Origin of the sequence: Pseudomonas graminis (genome assembly GCF_001705435.1) — a bacterium.
Classification (GTDB): Bacteria; Pseudomonadota; Gammaproteobacteria; order Pseudomonadales; family Pseudomonadaceae; genus Aquipseudomonas; species Aquipseudomonas graminis_B.
Genome location: NZ_MDEN01000069.1, coordinates 247,235 through 267,222, shown reverse-complemented (window position 1 = coordinate 267,222; position 19,988 = coordinate 247,235). Strand labels below are relative to the sequence as shown.

The 19,988-nt window shown below is 61.5% G+C and carries 19 protein-coding genes and 1 other RNA gene; 4 read left to right on the top strand and 16 right to left on the bottom strand.

Annotated features, from left to right (window positions below; all coding sequences use genetic code 11):
• Position 1: 1 nt before the first annotated feature.
• The 14 genes from BBI10_RS23355 to rsmI all read right to left on the bottom strand — a co-directional run bounded on the left by BBI10_RS23355 (position 2) and on the right by rsmI (position 15,035).
• Complete coding sequence (locus tag BBI10_RS23355; protein ID WP_065992152.1) at positions 2 to 961, bottom strand: D-alanine--D-alanine ligase; 960 nt, start codon at positions 959 to 961, stop codon at positions 2 to 4.
• Complete coding sequence (gene murC / locus BBI10_RS23350) at positions 958 to 2,418, bottom strand: UDP-N-acetylmuramate--L-alanine ligase (RefSeq protein ID WP_065992150.1); 1,461 nt, start codon at positions 2,416 to 2,418, stop codon at positions 958 to 960. Before murC ends, BBI10_RS23355 begins: the two co-directional genes overlap by 4 nt.
• Complete coding sequence (gene murG, locus BBI10_RS23345; protein ID WP_065992149.1) at positions 2,411 to 3,484, bottom strand: undecaprenyldiphospho-muramoylpentapeptide beta-N-acetylglucosaminyltransferase; 1,074 nt, start codon at positions 3,482 to 3,484, stop codon at positions 2,411 to 2,413. The genes murC and murG overlap by 8 nt, the downstream gene beginning before the upstream one ends.
• Positions 3,471 to 4,688, bottom strand: a complete 1,218-nt coding sequence (gene ftsW / locus BBI10_RS23340; RefSeq protein WP_065992148.1) for a putative lipid II flippase FtsW — start codon at positions 4,686 to 4,688, stop codon at positions 3,471 to 3,473. Before ftsW ends, murG begins: the two co-directional genes overlap by 14 nt.
• A complete protein-coding gene (gene murD, locus BBI10_RS23335) occupies positions 4,685 to 6,031 on the bottom strand; it encodes a UDP-N-acetylmuramoyl-L-alanine--D-glutamate ligase (protein WP_065992147.1) in 1,347 nt (448 codons plus the stop codon). Before murD ends, ftsW begins: the two co-directional genes overlap by 4 nt.
• Positions 6,032 to 6,036: 5 nt before the next feature.
• Positions 6,037 to 7,119, bottom strand: a complete 1,083-nt coding sequence (mraY, locus tag BBI10_RS23330; RefSeq protein WP_037014691.1) for a phospho-N-acetylmuramoyl-pentapeptide-transferase — start codon at positions 7,117 to 7,119, stop codon at positions 6,037 to 6,039.
• Complete coding sequence (locus BBI10_RS23325; RefSeq protein ID WP_065992146.1) at positions 7,119 to 8,489, bottom strand: UDP-N-acetylmuramoyl-tripeptide--D-alanyl-D-alanine ligase; 1,371 nt, start codon at positions 8,487 to 8,489, stop codon at positions 7,119 to 7,121. Before BBI10_RS23325 ends, mraY begins: the two co-directional genes overlap by 1 nt.
• Positions 8,482 to 9,945: a UDP-N-acetylmuramoyl-L-alanyl-D-glutamate--2,6-diaminopimelate ligase gene (locus BBI10_RS23320; RefSeq protein WP_065992144.1), complete on the bottom strand. Its 1,464-nt coding sequence runs from the start codon at positions 9,943 to 9,945 to the stop codon at positions 8,482 to 8,484. Before BBI10_RS23320 ends, BBI10_RS23325 begins: the two co-directional genes overlap by 8 nt.
• Positions 9,945 to 11,690 carry a peptidoglycan D,D-transpeptidase FtsI family protein gene (locus BBI10_RS23315; RefSeq protein WP_197985980.1) on the bottom strand — a complete coding sequence of 582 codons (1,746 nt, stop codon included), beginning with the start codon at positions 11,688 to 11,690 and terminating at the stop codon, positions 9,945 to 9,947. The genes BBI10_RS23320 and BBI10_RS23315 overlap by 1 nt, the downstream gene beginning before the upstream one ends.
• Complete coding sequence (gene ftsL, locus BBI10_RS23310) at positions 11,690 to 11,983, bottom strand: cell division protein FtsL (RefSeq protein WP_037014701.1); 294 nt, start codon at positions 11,981 to 11,983, stop codon at positions 11,690 to 11,692. Before ftsL ends, BBI10_RS23315 begins: the two co-directional genes overlap by 1 nt.
• On the bottom strand, positions 11,980 to 12,927 hold the full coding sequence (gene rsmH / locus BBI10_RS23305) for a 16S rRNA (cytosine(1402)-N(4))-methyltransferase RsmH (protein WP_065992142.1): 948 nt from the start codon (positions 12,925 to 12,927) through the stop codon (positions 11,980 to 11,982). Before rsmH ends, ftsL begins: the two co-directional genes overlap by 4 nt.
• Positions 12,924 to 13,379 carry a division/cell wall cluster transcriptional repressor MraZ gene (gene mraZ, locus BBI10_RS23300; protein WP_037017349.1) on the bottom strand — a complete coding sequence of 152 codons (456 nt, stop codon included), beginning with the start codon at positions 13,377 to 13,379 and terminating at the stop codon, positions 12,924 to 12,926. Before mraZ ends, rsmH begins: the two co-directional genes overlap by 4 nt.
• Before the next feature lie 306 nt (positions 13,380 to 13,685).
• Positions 13,686 to 14,043, bottom strand: an RNA gene (gene rnpB / locus BBI10_RS23295) — RNase P RNA component class A.
• 86 nt (positions 14,044 to 14,129) lie between these two features.
• Positions 14,130 to 15,035, bottom strand: coding sequence for a 16S rRNA (cytidine(1402)-2'-O)-methyltransferase (gene rsmI, locus BBI10_RS23290; RefSeq protein ID WP_083233241.1), 906 nt, complete (start codon positions 15,033 to 15,035; stop codon positions 14,130 to 14,132).
• A 222-nt stretch (positions 15,036 to 15,257) separates the two neighbouring features.
• Between rsmI and BBI10_RS23285 the strand changes: the two genes are divergently transcribed.
• The 4 genes from BBI10_RS23285 (at position 15,258) to BBI10_RS23270 (ending at position 18,857) form a co-directional block, all read left to right on the top strand.
• A complete protein-coding gene (locus tag BBI10_RS23285; protein WP_065992139.1) occupies positions 15,258 to 17,072 on the top strand; it encodes a penicillin-binding protein activator in 1,815 nt (604 codons plus the stop codon).
• Positions 17,069 to 17,443: a YraN family protein gene (locus BBI10_RS23280; protein WP_065992137.1), complete on the top strand. Its 375-nt coding sequence runs from the start codon at positions 17,069 to 17,071 to the stop codon at positions 17,441 to 17,443. The genes BBI10_RS23285 and BBI10_RS23280 overlap by 4 nt, the downstream gene beginning before the upstream one ends.
• 245 nt (positions 17,444 to 17,688) lie before the next feature.
• Complete coding sequence (locus BBI10_RS23275; RefSeq protein ID WP_065992135.1) at positions 17,689 to 18,282, top strand: phosphoheptose isomerase; 594 nt, start codon at positions 17,689 to 17,691, stop codon at positions 18,280 to 18,282.
• Positions 18,279 to 18,857 carry a BON domain-containing protein gene (locus BBI10_RS23270; protein ID WP_065992133.1) on the top strand — a complete coding sequence of 193 codons (579 nt, stop codon included), beginning with the start codon at positions 18,279 to 18,281 and terminating at the stop codon, positions 18,855 to 18,857. Before BBI10_RS23275 ends, BBI10_RS23270 begins: the two co-directional genes overlap by 4 nt.
• Before the next feature lie 79 nt (positions 18,858 to 18,936).
• On the opposite strand, the gene BBI10_RS23265 is transcribed toward BBI10_RS23270, so the two are convergent.
• Complete coding sequence (locus BBI10_RS23265) at positions 18,937 to 19,350, bottom strand: ClpXP protease specificity-enhancing factor (protein ID WP_065992131.1); 414 nt, start codon at positions 19,348 to 19,350, stop codon at positions 18,937 to 18,939.
• 18 nt (positions 19,351 to 19,368) lie between these two features.
• Positions 19,369 to 19,986: a glutathione S-transferase N-terminal domain-containing protein gene (locus BBI10_RS23260; protein ID WP_065992129.1), complete on the bottom strand. Its 618-nt coding sequence runs from the start codon at positions 19,984 to 19,986 to the stop codon at positions 19,369 to 19,371.
• Between the last annotated feature and the right edge of the window lie 2 nt (positions 19,987 to 19,988).

Genomic DNA, 19,988 nt, shown 5'->3' with positions numbered 1-19,988 from the left:
TTTACCCTCGCACCTGGACGCTGTCGGCCAGAATCGCTAACACCAACTGTTGGAAATCGAGCCCGGCCGCGCGCGCAGCCATGGGCACAAGGCTGTGGTCGGTCATGCCGGGAACGGTGTTCACTTCCAGCAGCCAGAATTTGCCATCGGCGTCCTGCATGACGTCGGTGCGCGCCCAGCCGGCAATGCCGACCGCTTCACACGCCCGCGCCGTGAGTGCCTTGAGTTCATCTTCTTTGGCTGCATCGAGGCCGCAAGGCATCCGGTACTGGGTATCGGAAGCCAGGTATTTGGCGTCGTAATCGTAAAAACTGTGGGGAGTACCCAGACCGATGGGAGGCAATACCTGCCCACGCAGAGAAGCGATGGTGAACTCCGGACCTTCAATCCATTGCTCGACCAACACTTGCGAATCGTAGGTACGGGCGGCGTTCCAGGCGGCGATCAATTCGTCGACGCCGGTCACCTTGGCCATACCGATACTGGAACCTTCATGGGCGGGTTTGACGATCAAAGGAAAGCCCAGTTCCGTCGCTGCAGAAATACAATCTGCCTCGCTGCTCAGCACGGCATGGCGGGGCGTCGGCAACCCGAGACTCTGCCAGACCTGCTTGGTGCGCAGCTTGTCCATCGCCAGCGCCGACGCGAGTACGCCGCTGCCGGTGTAGGGGATTTCCAGGCACTCCAGCAGACCCTGCATGGTGCCGTCTTCGCCACCGCGACCGTGCAACACGATGAACGCGCGATCGATCTTTTCGCTGACCAGCCGTTGCAGGAAATCCTCGCCCACGTCGATACAGAACGCGTCGACGCCTGCGCTTTGCAGGGCTTCAAGCACCGCACTGCCGGATTTCAGGGAGACCTCCCGCTCCGCGCTCTTGCCGCCGAACAGCACGGCGACGCGGCCGAAGCGTTTCGGCTCCAGCGTCGAGAACAGGGCGGACTGCAGGGCGGCTGTCATTTCAGCTTACCTTCGGTTGAGGCCACGATGGCGCCGGTGAACAGCGGGCTTTTCAGCAATTGCGGTGCGAGCCCGGCGATGTCGCCAGCGCCCTGGCACAGCAGAATGTCGCCGGCGCGCAGCAGCGGTTTGACCAGCGGAGCCAGTTCGACACCACGCTCGATGTAGATCGGATCAAGCTGACCGCGCTGGCGAATACTGTGGGCCATCTGACGGCTGTCGGCGCCCGGGATCGGTTCTTCGCCGGCGGGATAGACTTCCATCAGCAGCAGCACGTTGGCGTCGTTGAGGACCTGCACGAAATCGTCGTACAGATCGCGGGTCCGGCTGTACCGGTGCGGTTGGTAAACCATGACCAGACGGCGATCGGGCCAGCCGCCGCGCACAGCTTTGATGACGGCAGCCACTTCGGTCGGGTGGTGGCCGTAATCGTCGACCAGCATCACACTGCCGCCTTCGACCGGCAGCTCACCGTAGACCTGGAAACGTCGACCCACGCCCTGGAAGCCCGAAAGCCCCTGCACGATGGCCTCATCGGTAATGCCTTCGTCGGTGGCGATAGCAATGGTCGCCAGCGAATTGAGCACGTTGTGATTGCCCGGCATGTTCACCGACACATCAAGGGGCTCACGGTCGCGACGCAGCACGGTGAAGTACGTTTGCATGCCTTCCTGACGTACGTTAATCGCGCGTACGTCGGCCGCTTCGTTGAAACCATAAGTCATGGTCGGACGCTTGACCGACGGCAGAATGTCGCGCACCACCGGATCATCGATGCACACCACTGCCAGCCCGTAGAACGGCAGGTTGTGCAGGAACTCAACGAAGGTTTTCTTTAACTTGTTGAAGTCACCTTCGTAGGTCGCCATGTGATCGGCGTCGATATTCGTGACCACAGCCACCATGGGCTGAAGGTGCAGGAAACTCGCGTCGCTCTCGTCGGCTTCGGCGATCAGGTAACGGCTCGTACCCAACTGTGCGTTGGTGCCGGCGGCATTCAGGCGACCGCCAATGACGAACGTCGGATCAAGGCCCCCGGCTGCGAATACCGAAGCGATCAGGCTGGTGGTCGTGGTTTTGCCGTGTGTACCGGCGACAGCGATGCCGTGGCGATAGCGCATCAACTCGGCCAGCATTTCAGCCCGTGGCACGACTGGAATACGACGCTCAAGGGCGGTCGCCACTTCCGGGTTGGACGTGTTCACAGCGCTGGAGACGACCAGCACATCAGCGGGAGCAGCGTTTTCTGCCCGGTGGCCGATGAAAATCTGCGCACCGAAGGATTCCAGACGCTCGGTCACTGCCGAGGTCTTGAGGTCCGAACCCGACACGTCGTAACCCAGGTTCAGCAACACTTCAGCGATACCGCACATCCCCACGCCGCCGATGCCCACGAAGTGGATACGACGGATGCGGCGCATTTCCGGCTGGGGCATGGCGCGTTGATTCTCAACCATGGGCCACCTCCAGGCAGATATCGACGACGGTGTTGGTGGCGTCAGGCTTGGCCAGTTGGCGAGCCGTGACGGCCATGCGGTTCAATTGTTCGGGTTGCATCAAAACCTCTTTCAGGCGAGCGGCCATCTCGGCGGCGCCAGTTGTCGCTTGCGGCATGACGAAGGCAGCGCCCTCGCGAGCCAGATATTCGGCATTGCGCGACTGGTGATCGTCGATCGCGTGGGGCAAAGGCACCAGCAATGACGGCAGTCCGGCAGCAGCCAGTTCACTGACGGTCAACGCACCTGCGCGGCAGACCACCAGATCCGCCCAGCCATAGGCTTGGGCCATGTCTTTGATGAACGGGGCGACCTGCGCCTCGACACCGGCGGCGCGGTAACGCTCGGCGGTCACTTCATCGTGATGCTTGCCGGCCTGATGAAACACTTCAGGGCGGATGTCGGCAGGCACTTGCGCCAGAGCTTCCGGCAGCAATTTGTTCAGCGGCTCGGCGCCCAGGCTTCCGCCCAGCACCAGCAAACGAGGCCGGCGACCGATCAGCGTCTGGCGCGGCGTCTCGAAAAACAGCTCGGCGCGCACCGGGTTACCGGTGGTACGGCGCTTGGCCGATGCGGCGAATGTCTGCGGGAACGCTTCACAGACCCGCGCGGCGAAGGACGCCAGGCTGCGATTGGCCGTGCCCGCCACCGCGTTCTGCTCATGAATGATCAGCGGCACGCCAGCCAGCTTCGCCGCCAGACCGCCTGGGCCTGTCACGTAGCCACCGAAGCCGACGACGCAGACCGGCTTCAACTCACCCACCACCTTGCGCGCCTGCAACAACGCTTTGATCAACATGAACGGCGCCTTCAGCAGCGACAGCCGACCCTTGCCACGCAAACCCGTGACGTTGATCAGGTGCAGCTTCAAGCCTGCTGCGGGCACCAGCTCGTTCTCGATGCCGCGCGGCGTTCCCAGCCAATGCACGGTGTAACCGCGGGCCTGGAACTCACGGGCGCACGCCAGCGCCGGGAACACGTGTCCGCCGGTGCCGCCTGCCATGATCAACACGTTACCGGCGGCCATGGGTCGGCTCCTCGGCAAAGTCGCTCTCCTGGAACTCGGCTTCTTCGCTGCCCATGTTGTTGCGCGATTCCCATTCGATGCGCAGCAACAGCCCCAGACTCGCGCAGCAGATGATCAACGAACTGCCGCCGTAGCTGAGGAATGGCAGGGTCAGACCCTTGGTCGGCAGCAAACCGACGTTCACGCCGATGTTGATCAGGAACTGACCAATCCACAGAAAGGCCAGGCCGTAGGCGGTGTACGCGGCGAAGAACTGCTTGGCGCGCTCGGCCCACATGCCGATGTACATGGCGCGGATACTGACGAACACGAACAGCCCGACCGTAGCCAGTGAACCCACGACGCCCAGCTCTTCGGCCAGTACCGAGAACACGAAGTCGGTGTGGGCTTCCGGCAGGTAGAACTGCTTCTGCACGCTGTTGCCAAGGCCGACGCCGAACCATTCGCCGCGACCGAAGGCGATCAGCGCCTGGGTCAGTTGGTAGCCGGAACCGAATTGATCGGACCACGGGTCGGTGAAGGTAATCAGACGCGCCATCCGGTACGGCTGGGCCTGAACCAGAACGAACACTGCGGCAACCGCCAGGGCCACCATCAAACTGAAACGGAACAGGCCAACGCCGCCGAGGAACAGCATCGCCGCCGCCGCGCCCATCATCACGACCGTGGCGCCGAAGTCCGGCTCCATCAGCAGCAGGCCAGCCATCGGCAGCAAGACGATGAACGGCTTGAAGAAGCCCATCCAGCTCTCGCGCACTTCCTGCTGGCGTCGAATCAAGTAACCGGCGAGGAAAATCACCACGAATACCTTGGCGATTTCCGACGGCTGCACGTTGAACATGCCGAAGCCGATCCAGCGCATCGAACCGTTCACCTCACGCCCGATGCCGGGCACGATCACCGCGATCAACAGGCCGAATGCACCGATCAGCATCAGCCAGCCGAGACGCTGCCAAGTGGCGACGGGCACCATCATGGTCGCGACGCAAGCGACGAGGCCGAGCACCAGATAGATCAAGTGACGGGTCATCATGTACAGCGCGTTGCCCGACTGAACGGCGGCCACTTCCGACGACGCGGAAGTGATCATCACCAGGCCCAGGCCCAGCAACGCCAGGCAACCGGCGAGCATCGGGAAATCGACGTCAACGCCACGGCCGCTGATGATCGGCGACGGGTACGGCTTGATCACGCCAAAAATCATGACAAGTCCCCCACGGCCCGGGCGAACAGTTGTCCGCGCTCTTCGAAATTCTTGAACATGTCCAGGCTTGCGCAAGCAGGCGACAGCAACACGGCGTCCCCCTCCTGCGCGATATCAGCAGCACGTTGCACGGCTTCTTCCAATGTAGTGACGCGTACCAGAGGCACCGAATCGCCGAAGGTCGCGGCGAGCAAATCCGCATCGCGGCCCAGCAGGACAACGGCGCGGCAATGGGCGGCAACCGGGGCTTTCAACGGAGTGAAATCCGCGCCCTTGCCGTCGCCGCCGGCAATCAGCACCAGCTTGCCGTCGATGTCGGCGCCAAGGCCTTCAATCGCTGCCAGCGCGGCACCGACGTTGGTCGCTTTGGAGTCGTCGTAGTAATTCACGCCGTTGAGCTCACGCAGCCACTGGCAGCGATGAACCAGACCGGCAAATGTCTTGAGGCTGGCAAGCATGGCGTCAAACGGCAGACCCACCGCGTGACCCAGCGCCAGTGCGGCCAGGGCGTTGGCCTGATTGTGGCCGCCACGGATTTTCAGCTCGCGGACCGGCATCAGGTTGTCGAACTGGAAGGCCAGATACTTCTCGCCGTTCTCTTCGCGCAAGCCGAAGCCGTTTCTGTCCGGCTTGTTCAAACCGAAGGTCCAGCACGGCACGCCTTCGCCGATCAACGGGCGGGTCAGCGCGTCCTGACGATTGACCACCACCTGCCGCGCGCCACGGAAAATCCGGTGCTTGGCCAAGTGATAAGCCGGCAGCCCGGCGTAGCGATCCATGTGGTCTTCGCTGATGTTCAGCACGGTAGCCACTTCGGCGCCGAGTTGATCGGTGGTTTCCAGCTGAAAGCTCGACAGCTCCATGACATACAGCTCGACGTCGTCGCTGAGCAGATCCAGCGCCGGCGTGCCGAGATTGCCGCCGACCGCGACTCGCTTGCCCGCTGCCGCAGCCATCTCGCCCACCAATGTGGTGACCGTGCTTTTCGCGTTCGATCCGCTGATGGCCACGATGGGCGCCTTGGCGTTGCGGGCAAAGAGCTCGATATCGCCGGACAACTTCACGCCGCGCATGGCCGCTTGCTGCAGCGCCGGGGTCGCCAACGCCAGGCCAGGGCTGACATACAGCTCGTCGGCGCGGCACAGGAATTCAACGTCCAGCTCACCACAGCGCACTTCGACCTGCGGGTAGTCACGGCGCAAGGTCGCGAGTTCTGGCGGATGCTCCCGCGTATCGGCGACAGCAAACGACACACCCCGGTTCGCCAGGAAGCGAACCAGGGACATGCCGCTCTTGCCGAGGCCGACAACGATGCGGAAGTGGTCAGAAGCGATCAGTGACACTCGTTCTACCTCAGTTTCAACGTGGCAAGGCCGACCAACACCAGAATCACGGTGATGATCCAGAAACGGACAATCACGCGCGGCTCGGGCCAGCCCTTGAGTTCAAAGTGGTGATGGATGGGCGCCATGCGGAAAACGCGGCGGCCGGTCAATTTAAAGGATGCGACCTGAATGACGACTGACAGGGTCTCCATTACGAAGACGCCGCCCATGATGAACAGGACGATTTCCTGACGGACGATCACCGCGATGGTGCCCAGTGCCGCGCCCAATGCCAGTGCACCGACGTCGCCCATGAACACTTGAGCCGGATAGGTGTTGAACCAGAGGAAGCCCAGGCCTGCACCGATCAGCGCGCCACAGAACACAATCAGCTCGCCCGCGCCCGGCACATAAGGGATCAGCAGGTATTCCGCGAACTTCACGTTACCCGACAGGTAGCAGAAGATCCCCAGCGCGCCGCCAACCATCACCGTTGGCATGATCGCCAGACCGTCCAGGCCATCCGTCAGGTTCACGGCGTTGCTGGAGCCGACGATCACGAAGTAGGTCAGCACGACGAAGCCGATGCCCAGCGGGATGCTGAAGTCTTTGAGCATCGGAATCAGCAGTGTGGTTTCAACCGGAGATTGCGCCGTCATATAAAGGAAGATCGCCGCGCCCAGGCCGAACACCGACTGCCAGAAGTATTTCCAGCGGCTCGGAAGACCGCGCGAGTTCTTTTCGATCACCTTGCGGTAGTCGTCGACCCAACCGATGGCGCCAAACAGCAGCGTGACGATCAGCACGACCCAGACGTAACGGTTGCTCAGATCGGCCCACAGCAACGTGGCGATGCCGATTGCAGACAGAATCAGCGCGCCACCCATGGTCGGCGTGCCGGACTTGGAGAGGTGCGATTGGGGTCCGTCGTTGCGCACGGATTGACCGATCTGCTTGCTCTGCAGGGCGCGGATCATCCACGGGCCCAGGCACAGGGAAAGTGACAGTGCAGTGAGCACGCCAAGGATCCCGCGCAGGGTCAGGTACTGAAAGACCGCAAAGCCTTTGTAGAACTGTTGCAGATACTCGGCCAGCAGCAGCAGCATTAATGTTTCTCCAGGCGTGTTCCGCATAAGGCCGCTACGACGTTTTCCATCGCAGCGCTGCGTGAACCTTTAATCAAAATGGTGGTGTTTTTATCGTGCTCGGCGCCGAGCGCTTCGATCAGCTCGGCCTGAGTTTCAAAATGGCGGGCATCCTGCCCGAAAGCCCTGACCGCATGGGCCATCAACGGACCGACGGCATACAGCGCGTCGACCTTGCCGGCTGCGTATGCACCGACGTCGCGATGGCCCTGCTCCGCCCAGGCGCCCAGCTCGCCGATATCGCCCAGCACCAGCACCTTGCGGCCCGGGAACCCGGTGAGAATGTCGGTCGCGGCCGCCACGGACGTGGGGTTGGCGTTGTAGGTGTCATCAATGACGCGCATGCCGTTCGGCGCCAGTTGCGCCACAGTGCGACCCTTGACCGGCTGCACGTCGTTGAGCCCGGCCACGATGCCCGCGAGCGAAACGCCCAGCGCATGGGCAGCAGCAGCGGCGGCCAATGCGTTGGCAACGTTATGCGTGCCCAACAGATTCAATTGCACCGGCGCGGAGCCGGCCGGGGTGTTCAGCGTGAACGCCGGGCAACCGCGCGCGTCGATGCCCAGGTCGGTGGCGTGGAAGTCGGCGCGGCTGTTGCTGAGCGCGAAGCTCAAGACTTTGCGTGCGCCGGCGCGGGCCACCCAGATATCGAATGCCTTGTCGTCGAGGTTCAATACCGCGATACCGCGAGCGTCCAGGCCTTCGATGATCTCGCCCTTGGCTTCGACGATCTTTTCCGGACCGCCGAACTCGCCCACGTGGGCAGTCCCGGCGTTGGTCAGGACACAGACGTGGGGCTTGGTCAGGCTGACGGTGAAAGCGATCTCGCCCACACGGGACGCGCCCAGTTCAATCACAGCGGCATCGAATTCCGGCGCCAGCTCAAGCAGCGTCAACGGGACGCCCAATTCGTTGTTCAGATTGCCGCGCGTCGCAAGCACAGGACCGCGCGTGCGCAGAATGCTCGCGAGCATTTCTTTCACAGTGGTCTTGCCGCTGGAACCGGTGATCGCAGCGACCGGCTTGTCCATAAACGCATTGCGGTTCAGCGCGCCCAGTTGCGCCAGGGCTTTGCGGGTGTCGGTGACGATCAACTGCGGCAACGAACTGCCCGGGATCTCGCGCTCAACCAATGCGCCGACTGCGCCTTTGGCGGCGACTTGATCAAGGTAGTCGTGACCGTCAAACCGCGGGCCGGTCAGCGCCACGAACAACTGGCCGGGCGTGATCCCGCGGCTGTCGATGCTGACACCGGAGAAACTGCAGTCATGGCCCACACGACGCGCGTCGAGCGGCACAAGCAATTCGCTGAACGAGAGCGGCTTAAGCATGTGCGGCCTCCCAAGCGTCGAGCGCTTTGGTGGCTTCTTCCAGATCGGAAAACGGCTGACGCTGTCCGTTGATTTCCTGGTAATCCTCGTGGCCCTTGCCAGCCAGCACGATCACATCGGCAGCGGACGCCTGGGCGATGATCTGAGCGATGGCCTGACCGCGCCCGGCAACGAAATTGACTGCGTTCGCCGCGACGAATCCGCCACGGATGTCATCGAAAATACGAGCAGGGTCTTCGCTGCGCGGGTTGTCGTCGGTGACCAGCACTTTGTCGGCCAGACGCTCGACCACTTCGGCCATCAGCGGACGCTTGCCACGATCGCGATCGCCGCCGCAGCCGAACAGGCAGGTCAGTTGACCTTTTGCGTGGGGGCGCAAAGCGGCAAGCACTTTTTCCAGCGCATCAGGGGTGTGGGCGTAATCGACCACCACCAGTGGACGCGAGCCACCGCCCAGACGCTGCATCCGGCCGGCAGGGCCTTCCAGCGTTGGCAGCACCTTCAAGATGTCGTCCAGCGGATAATCGAGACCCATCAACGCGCCGACTGCGGCCAGCACATTGCTCAGGTTGAAACGGCCCAGCAAGCTGCTGCGCAAGACATGACTGCCCTGGGGCGTCAGCAAGGTCGCGCGTACGCCGTCGTCATCGAAATGCGCATCGCGGCAGAACAGATAAGCGCTGCTGTCTTCCTGGCTGTAAGTGATCAGACGCGACGCGTGGGGCGCAGCCGCAAGCTCGCGCCCAAAGGCGTCGTCGAGATTGACCACACGGCAACGCAGGTCATTCCAGGCGAACAGCTTGGCCTTGGCGGCCGCGTAGGCTTCCATGGTGCCGTGGTAATCGAGATGGTCACGGGACAGATTGGTCATCACCGCCACGTCGAACGCCAGCGCGGTCACCCGGCCCTGATCCAGCCCATGGGACGAGACTTCCATGGCAACCGCTTTGGCGCCGGCCCTTTTCAGGTCATAGAGGGTCGATTGCACGGAGATCGGATCCGGCGTGGTGTGAATGCCGCTTTTCAGCTCGCTATAGAAGCCGGTGCCCAGCGTGCCGATGATGCCGCAGTGCTGCCCGAGCTTGTCCAGCGCCTGCGCCACCAACTGAGTCACGCTGGTTTTGCCGTTGGTGCCGGTCACGCCGATCAGGTTCAGATTGCGGCTCGGGTCGCCATAAAAGCGCCCGGCGAGGTCGGACAACTGTGCCGCCAGGCCCTTGACCGGCATCATCGGGATGTCGGTGATCGGCAGCACCTTGGCGCCTTCGGCTTCATAAGCGATGGCCGCCGCGCCGTGTGCAATGGCGTCGGTAATGTGCTCACGGCCATCGACCTTGAGGCCCGGAATCGCCAGAAACAGATCGCCCGGACGCACCTTGCGGCTGTCCAGGGTCAGTTCGCGAATCAGCAGATCGCGGTTGCACTGGGCAAACAGCTTGCTCAAATTCAAAGACATCAGCCACGCCCTCCCTTGACTGGAGCGACGGCGGGCACAGCGTTAGCTTGTTGCTCAGGCGGAACCGGCGCGAGGTTGTCCGGACGCACGTTCATCAAGCGCAACGTGCCCGACATCACCTTGCTGAAGACTGGAGCGGAAACCAGACCGCCGAAGTAACCGCCTTTGCTCGGCTCATCGATGACCACAACGACCGCGTAACGCGGGTTGCTCATCGGGCCGAAACCGGCGAACAGCGAACGGTAGGAATTTTCGGCATAGCCTTTGGTGCCCACGGATGTCTTACGCGCGGTACCGGACTTGCCTGCCACGTGATACGACGGAACGCGCGCACGGTAAACGCCGCGCGGGTCTTCGATCACTTGCTGCAACATGCCCTGCACGGTCTTGGCCGTCGCTTCCGGAATGGCCTGAACCGACTCGGCTGGATTATCGGTTTTGAGAATGGTCAGCGGCACAATCTTGCCGTTGTTGGCCAGTGCCGCGTAGGCGTGCACCAACTGCAGCGCCGTCACCGAAAGGCCATAACCGTACGAAAGCGTTGCGGTTTCAGCCTTGCGCCACTCGCGGTAGTTCGGCAAGTTGCCGACGCGCTCGCCCGGGAAGCCGAGGCCGGTGTATTGGCCCAGGCCCACGCGCTGCATGGCATGAAAAATCGCTTCGCCACCCACGTCGAACGCCACCTTGCTCATGCCGACGTTACTGGAGTTGATCAGGATGCCGGTCAGGTCGAGGATCGGGCCTTCGGTTTTGGTCACGTCACGGATCGTGTATTTACCGATCTGCAACGTACCCGGATACACCTCGACCTTGTCGCTCGGTTTCCAGCGGCCACTTTCCAGCGCAGCGGTCATGGAGATCGGCTTCATGGTCGAACCGGGCTCGAACACGTCGATGATCGCGCGGTTGCGCATCGCGGCCGGCACCATGGTGCGACGGTTGTTCGGGTTGTAGGTCGGCTGATTGACCATCGCCAGCACTTCGCCGGTTTTCACGTCCATGATCACCAGGCTGCCGGCCTTGGCGTCGTTTTCCTGAATGGCGTTACGCAGCTCGCGGGTTGCCAGGTATTGCAGGCGCAGATCAATAGACAAAGCCAAGGTCTTGCCGGCCTTGGCGTTTTTCTTCACTTGCAGGTCTTTGATCATCCTGCCGCGCCGGTCCTTGATGACCTGCCGCTTGCCGGGGACACCCGCGAGCCAGTCTTCATAGGCCAGCTCTACGCCTTCACGGCCGTGATCATCGAGGTCGGTAAAGCCGACCATGTGCGCGGTGACATCGCCCGCCGGGTAGAAACGGCGGAATTCTTCCTTGCCGTAAACGCCCGGGACTTTCAGATCGAGTACCGACTGACCCTGCTCCGGGGTCAGGCCACGGACCAGATAGATGAATTCCTTGCTCGCCTGCTCATTGAGGCGATCCGTCAGCGCCTTGGGGTCCTGCCCCAGTGCCTGCGCAAGCTGGACCCACTTGGTCTTGTCGGCCTGCATTTCGGACGGGTTGGCCCAAATGGTGGTGACCGGCGTACTGACAGCAAGGGGCTCACCGTTGCGGTCAGTGATCAAACCACGGTGGGCAGGAATCGAAACGGTACGCAGGCTGCGCGCATCACCCTGTTCGATAAGGAAGCGGTGGTCGATGACTTGCAGGTCGACGATGCGGTAGCAGATCGCGATGACCATGACCGACAGCAGGCCGACCACGACACGGAACCGCCACGGGTAAAGCGCCCCTTCGAGTTTCATCATGGCGACACCATCCGGATATCGGCGGCGTTCGGAATGCGCATTTTCAGCTGATCGGTGGCCAGGGCCTCGATACGGCTGTGGGCAGTCCAGGTGCTTTGCTCAAGAATCAGACGACCCCACTCGGCCTGCGCCTTGTCGCGCACGCTGAGTTCACCGTACAGGGAGTTGAGCAGCTGACGGTTCCAGTGCGCGCTGTACGCCACACCGATGGCCGACACCAGCACAGCGATAAACAGCATCAGCATGAAGAAGCTGCCGCCCGGCAGGGGCTTGAAGAAACCGCGGCTCATCGGAGTTTCTCCGCGACGCGCATGACGGCGCTGCGCGAACGCGGATTGGCGCGGGTTTCATCGTCGGACGCGAACTGCGCCTTGCCGACCAGCTTGATACGTGGCTCGAACGCCTGATGACGGATCGGCAGGTTGCGCGGCAGGTTGTCGGCTTCGCCCTTGACCAGCTTGCGCATGAACAATTTGACGATGCGGTCTTCCAGCGAGTGGAAGCTGATAACCACTAGACGGCCGCCCACTTCAAGGGCTTCCAGCGCAGCATCAAGCCCTGCTTCCAGATCACCCAGTTCGTTGTTGACGTGGATGCGCAGGCCCTGAAACGCACGGGTCGCAGGGTTCTTGCCCTTTTCCCACGCCGGGTTGGCGACTTTCAGCACTTCGGCCAGATCGCCAGTGCGCTCGAACGGTTGCGTCTCGCGACGGGCCACGACGGCACCTGCCATGCGGCGGGAGAAACGTTCTTCGCCGTATTCTTTGAAAACGCGGGCGATTTCTTCGGCGGGCGCCGTATTGACGAACTCGGCTGCGCTGACGCCGCGGGACGGGTCCATGCGCATGTCGAGGGGGCCATCGTTCATGAAGCTGAAGCCGCGCTCAGGGTCGTCCAGTTGTGGCGACGACACACCGAGATCCAGAAGGATGCCGCTGACCTTGCCCGCCAACCCGCGTTCTTGAGCTTCGGCGCCCAGTTCAGCAAAGCTGCGCTGCACAATGACAAAGCGGCCGTCTTCGGCCGCCAGCGTTTGCCCGGTGGCAATCGCCTGGGGATCTTTATCGAATCCGAGAAGCCGACCCTCCGGCCCCAGGTTCTGCAATATAAGGCGGCTGTGTCCGCCACGCCCAAAGGTGCCATCCAGGTAGCAGCCATCGGCGCGCACCGCGAGAGCCTCGACGGCTTCTTCGAGCAGTACGGTGATGTGGGTAAAGCCGCTATTCGTAGTCACAGAATCAAATCACGCAGTTCATCAGGCATAGCGCCCGGTTTTTGAATGGCCGCAAGGTCCGCATCAGCAAGTGCGTTCCAGGCGTCCTCATCCCACAGTTGAAACTTGTTGAGCTGGCCTACCAGCATCACTCGCTTATCGAGCTTGGCGTATTCACGCAAACGTGGCGGCACCAGGAAACGCCCGCTGCCGTCCAGCTCCAGATCCACCGCGTTCCCGATCAACAGCCGCTGCAGACGACGGTTTTCTTCACGGAAGGTGGCGAGCTCACGCAACTTGGCCTCGATCAGCTCCCACTCGGGAAGCGGATAGATGCACAAGCACGGGTCGACGGTATCAATGGTGACGATCAGCTGCCCTGCGCTACGCGAATCCAACTCGTCACGGTACCGGCTCGGCATAGCGAGACGGCCCTTTGCGTCGAGATTGATTGCGTTTGCACCACGGAACACGGCGCGATCTCCAAATATTATCTTTTTGCGGTCAAAAAACCCACTTCACGCCACTTTCCGCCACTCGCGCACACTATAGGAATGCGCCCACCACACCGTCAAGGCGACTTCACGAGGAAAACCCTTATAGGACGGATATTTAGGAGCACTTACGAAGGAGATGTGGCGGATTTCGGATCGGTCCTACGGATATTTCCTAGGACGAACAAACGGATGGCGTTCGAAGTTAAAGTGATTTGTGAGGTTTAAGATTTTTTTGGTATTACCGGAGGGGATAAATCGTACAAACGAGGGGGAGAAAAGGAGGTGGAGAGTCGATCTGTAAGCCGGGTTCTGTCGAGGACAGTCATTCCTCTACGATGGCCATCACTGGACATCTTTAGCAACCTACCCGGTTCCAGCGCGGGCCACGCCTTGGAACCCTATTTGGTCTTGCTCCGAGTGGGGTTTACCTAGCCACGAACTGTTGCCAGCCGTGCGGTGCGCTCTTACCGCACCTTTTCACCCTTACCGGCACCGAAGTGCTTAGGCGGTTATTTTCTGTGGCACTTTCCGTAGGCTCGCGCCCCCCAGGCGTTACCTGGCACTCCGCCCTATGGAGCCCGGACTTTCCTCCCCCCTTCATTGCAGAACAATGAAAGGCAGCGACTGTCCAATCGACTCTCCGCCGCCAAGGTTAATGGGAGGACGGCTCAAGAACAAGCTTTAATCGGCTCTCGCGCCATTTGCAGCGCTGCCCGCGACATCCCGTCACACGCTTTTCTGTTTATCCAGCGCCACCTGATAAAGCAGGTTCTTACGTACGCCGGTGATCTCTGCTGCCAGCGCAGCTGCACGCTTGAGCGGCATTTCCGCCAGCAGCAGATCCAGCACCCGCCGCGCTTCGGCGCCAATCACATCCTCGCCTTCGGGTTCGCTCCAACCTGCCACCAGCACAACGCACTCGCCCCGTTGCTGATTACTGTCGCCCTCAACGAAGGCACGCAGTTCGGACAGCGGCAGTCCTTTGAGGGTTTCGAACGTTTTCGTCAATTCTCTCCCGAGCAAGGCGGGACGGTCCGGACCGAAGACTTCTTCCATGTCCTGAAGGCATTCGAGAATGCGGTGGGGCGCTTCATAGAAGATCAGCGTGCGCGGTTCTTCTTTGACGAGTTCCAGCCGCGCTTTGCGAGCCACTGACTTGGCGGGCAAGAAGCCTTCGAAGATAAAGCGGTCTGACGGCAACCCTGCCGCAGACAACGCCGCGATCAAGGCACAGGCGCCCGGGACCGGGATCACTTGAATACCGGCTGCCCGGGCCTGACGCACCAGATGGTAGCCAGGGTCGGAAATAAGCGGCGTGCCGGCATCGGAAATCAGCGCGACGTTATCGCCCGCCAGCAGACGCGTAATAAAGCGGCTGCCCTCCTCGCGCTCGTTGTGCTCATGACAGGCCGCCAACGGCGTCGGAATGCCAAAGTGCTGCATCAGCCGTAACGAGTGCCGGGTATCTTCTGCGGCAATCAGCGAAACATCGCGCAGCACCTTTAAGGCACGGGCGCTCATGTCATCCAGGTTGCCGATCGGCGTGGCCACCACATAAAGCGCGCCTGTAGTGGAATTCGAAACACCCGGAGCAGTCAAAGCGCACACCTCATGTTGTGTAAAAGCCTGCATTGTACAGGCTGCGGCGCACAAAACAGGACGCCGCACCCCGTGAGACCTGAAAACGCAGTTCGAGTGCCAGCATCAGGGCAGCGACCCCGCGAAAGACGTTTCAGCCTGGCTGACACGCCCGGAGACGACCCATATCGCCGCTTTAACGCCTTCAACGTCGCGCCCCGGCCAGTGCTTGGGTACACTTCCACGCTAATTTGCTCGAGTATCAGGAACATACACATGATCGCTTGCCTGCGGCTGTTCTCTGCCCTCTGCCTGGCTGCCCTTCTGGCTGCCTGTGCCGGTTCGCCCTCCTCCAGCCTTGGCGAATTGCCACGCACCCCCGATGCCAGCATCGAACAACTGCTCGAACAAGCCGCTGCGGCGAAGTCGCCGGATCAGGCAGCGTTGCTGAAACTGACGGCGGCCGATCTGGCAGCGCGCCAGAACAACCCGAGCCGCGCCGCGAGCATCCTTGAGCAGGTGCAGATGGACCAGCTCAAAACCGACAAACAAATCTACGCCAACACTCTGTCTGCCGAACTGGCACTGGGTCGCAGCCAGCCGAAAGCCGCGCTGACCGCCCTCAACCACCCGAGCATGCAGCATCTGGGCGAAATGCCGGTTGACCTGCAAACCCGTGCTCACACCGTTCGCGCCCGGGCTTTTGAGGCAGATGGTCAGACCCTCGCCGCCGCGAGTGAGCGCGTGTTCATGGGCCCGCTACTGCAAGGCGACGCACTGAACGCGAACAACGACGCCATCTGGACGCTGGTTGCCGCGCTGCCACCCGAGCAGCTGCAAAGTTCGGCCAACGATGACATGGGCGGCTGGCTGAGCCTGGCCCGCGCGGTCAAAGGTGCCGGCACGCTGGAGCAGCAACAGGCGGCCATCGACAACTGGAAAGCGCAGAACCCTCAGCACCCGGCGGCACGTCAGTTGCCGACTGCCCTCGCGCAATTGCGTGACCTGAAGAGCCAGCCACTGACCAAAATTGCGTTGCTGCTGCCGCAAGACGGTCCGCTCGCTTCGGTATCCCGCGCGCTGCGTGACGGCTTCATGGCCGCGAACTATCAAGCTCAACAGGCCGGCGAGAAGCCACCTGCGATCGAAGTGTTCGACAGTTCGCGCGTGACGTCGATGGACGCCTTCTACGCACAAGCCAAAGCGGCCGGCGTGCAACTGGTGGTCGGTCCGCTGGAGAAGCCATTGGTTAAACAGCTGAGCGCTCGCCCTCAATTGCCGATCACCACGCTGGCGCTGAACTACAGCGATTCCGGTACCCAGGGCCCTGCCGAGCTGTATCAGTTCGGTCTGGCGGCTGAAGACGAAGCTCGTGAAGTGGCGCGCCGCGCCTGGGCCGATGGCAAGCGCAGTGCGGTGGCCATGGTGCCCAAGGGCGAATGGGGTGATCGCGTGCTGGAGGCCTTCCGTCAAAGCTGGCAAGCCAAGGGCGGCACCCTGCTGGGTGCTGAACGCATTGATCAGCCGGTCGCACTCGCTCAACAGGTTGCCGATCTGTTCCAGCTGCGCAGCAGCGAAGGCCGTGCCCAGCGCGTCCAAAGCGCCACTGGCACGCAGATGGCTGCCCAGCCTTCCCGTCGCCAGGACGTAGACTTCATGTTCCTCGCCGCGACGCCTCAACAGGCGCAGCAGATCAAGCCGACCATGGTCTTCCAGTACGCTGGTGATGTTCCCGTCTATGCCACTTCTCACCTGTTCACCAACAGCGGCGACCCGGCGATGTACAACGACCTGAACGGCGTGCGCTTCTGCGAAACCCCGTGGTTGCTGAACGCTAACGACCCGCTGCGCCAGCAAGTGACCGCTCAATGGCCACAAGCCTCCGGCAGCCTTGGCCGTCTCTACGCCATGGGCATCGACGCGTATCGTTTGGCGCCACGACTGACTCAGCTGAAAACCCTTCCTGACAGCCGCATCGATGGCCTGTCCGGCAGCCTGGCGATCGGTCAGGGCCAACGCATCGAGCGCCAGCTGCCGTGGGCAGAATTCGTAGACGGCAAGGTCCAGCGCCTGCCGGACACCGCGCCTTGACCTCAGGCACCAACCGTCAAACAGCAGGGCGCGAGGCCGAAGCTTACGCCTTGCGTCACCTGCAACAGCATGGATTGCAGCTGATTACCCGCAACTGGTCATGCAAACGCGGCGAGCTTGATCTGGTCATGCTCGACGGCGATACAGTAGTATTCGTCGAAGTTCGGTATCGTCGCCACGCCGGTTGGGGTGGCGCACTGGAAAGCGTCGATTTTCGCAAGCAGGAAAAGCTCACGCTGGCGGCTCAATCCTTTCTGCAAAGCGAGGTGCGCTGGGCCGATTCGCCGTGTCGCTTTGACGTTGTCGCGATCAATGGCGACCCCGGCACGTCGCCTCCGCTTAACTGGCTGACGAACGCTTTCGATTGCTGAAAACGCGATGATTCCGTCGGATTGCAGCGTAAGATCGGCCGCCTTCCCTTTCGTAGGACCGGCTTTAGCTTTGTAGGACCGGCTTTAGCCGGGAAGCTTCTGGTATTGCGCTTTATCCCTTACCACCCAACGAACCACACTGGCTCTTTTTGCTCTTTGCTTTGCGGGCTGCACAGTTTTGTGCCGGACGCCGATGACTTATCGGATGCCGCCCCGACCAGCCGCCCCTATTAAGGTTTTCATAGATGGACATGCAATCCCGAATCCGCCAGCTTTTTCAGGCCAGCATCGACACCAAGCAACAGGCGATGGATGTGGTTGCCCCCCACATCGAGCAAGCCAGCCAAGTGATGGTCAACGCCCTGCTCAACGAGGGCAAGATGCTCGCCTGCGGCAACGGCGGTTCGGCGGGTGATGCTCAGCACTTTTCCTCGGAGCTGCTCAACCGTTTCGAGCGCGAGCGACCGAGCCTGCCCGCTATCGCGCTGACCACCGACACCTCCACCATCACCTCGATTGCCAACGACTACAGCTACAACGAAATCTTCTCCAAACAGATTCGTGCGCTGGGTCAGCCGGGCGATGTGCTGCTGGCGATTTCCACCAGCGGCAATTCGGCGAACATTATTCAGGCCATCCAGGCCGCACATGATCGTGAAATGATTGTCGTAGCCTTGACCGGTCGCGATGGCGGCGACGTCGCGTCGCTGCTGTTGCCGGAGGACGTTGAAATCCGCGTCCCGGCAAAAGTCACCGCACGTATTCAGGAAGTCCACCTGCTGGCGATCCACTGCCTTTGCGACTTGATCGACAGCCAACTGTTCGGGAGTGAAGAATGATATCCAAACGTCTTAGCCTGCTGGCCCTGACGCTCTGCCTGGGCATCAGCGGATGCAGCTCGGTGATCAACGCCAGCCGTGAAGCGCCGATCGATGACGATCGCGGTACACGCACCTTCGGCAGCAAGATCGACGACTCGCTGATCGAGACCAAGGTCTCGGTGAACATCGCCAAGGCCAACCCTGATCTGGACAACGCCTCGCACATCGTCGTGACCAGCTTCAACGGCATCGTCCTGCTGGCCGGCCAGACACCGCGCGCCGACCTCAAGCAACTGGCCGAGCAAACCGCCAGCCAGGTGCAGAAGGTCAAGAAGGTCAACAACGAGCTCCAGGTCACCGGCCCGTCCTCGATGCTGGCGCGCAGCAATGACGCCTGGCTGACCAGCAAGATCAAAACCGAAATGCTCACCGACAGCGCCATCCCTGGCTCGCGCATCAAGGTCGTGACTGAAAACGGCATCGTCTACCTGCTGGGCCTGCTGACCCAGGCAGAAGCCACCCGCGCCACCAACCTGGTGCAAGGCGTCGGCGGCGTACAGAAGATCGTGAAGCTGTTTGAGTACATCGACTGACGGTGTGGCAAGAGCCAATCAGCACTTACAAAAAAAGGCGATCCCTCGGGATCGCCTTTTTCGTTACTGCAGGCGCAACTTACTTGACCACTTTCAGACTCGGCCGGCCCGTAGGGCGTGGCGGTTCGTCGTTCGGTGGCGGCATGTCGTCTTCGACGTCCAGATCTTCGTCTTCATCCACAGCAGGCTCCAGGTCGAAGACCATGCCCTGGCCGTTTTCGCGGGCGTAAATGCCCATGATTGCGGCAATCGGCACGTACAGGCTGTGGGGAACGCCACCGAAGCGGCCTTCAAAACTCACCGCGTCGTTGTCCATGTGCAGATGGCGCACGGCGCTCGGTGAAATGTTCAGGACGATCTGCCCGTCATTGGCGAAGCCTTGCGGGACTTGCACCGCTGGATACTCGGCATTGACGAGTACGTGCGGTGTGCAATCGTTATCTACGATCCACTCATACAGCGCGCGGATCAGATAAGGGCGACTGGAGTTCATCAAACGGCTCCTAAGGCCTTAGCGCATGTCGCGTTCGGCACCAGACAGACTTGCCTGAAATGCCTCACGCGCAAATTGGCGCTCCATATAGTCAAGCAGCGGCTTGGCGGGCCGCGGCAATTCGATACCCAGAATCGGCAGGCGCCAGAGTATGGGCAATAGACAGCAGTCGACCAGACTTTGCTCGTCGCTCAGGAAAAAAGGCTTGTCCGCGAACAACGGCGACACACCGGTCAGACTTTCGCGCAGTTCCTTGCGCGCCTGAACACGTGCAGCTTCTTTGCTGCGCGGGTCCAGAATCAGATCCACCAGACCGCACCAGTCGCGCTGAATCCGGTGGATCAGCAAGCGGCTGTTGGCACGCGCTACCGGATAGACCGGGAGCAGCGGCGGATGGGGATAACGTTCGTCCAGGTATTCCATCACCACCGTCGACTCGTACAACGCCAGGTCGCGATCGACCAGGGTTGGCACGCTGCCGTACGGATTCACCTCGATCAATTTGGGCGGATGACGGCCCTCGACAACTTCAATGATCTCGGCGCTGACACCTTTCTCGGCGAGCACAATGCGCACGCGATGGGAATAGTGGTCGGCGGGGTCGGAGTAACAGGCCAACCGATTGGTCACGCCCATGG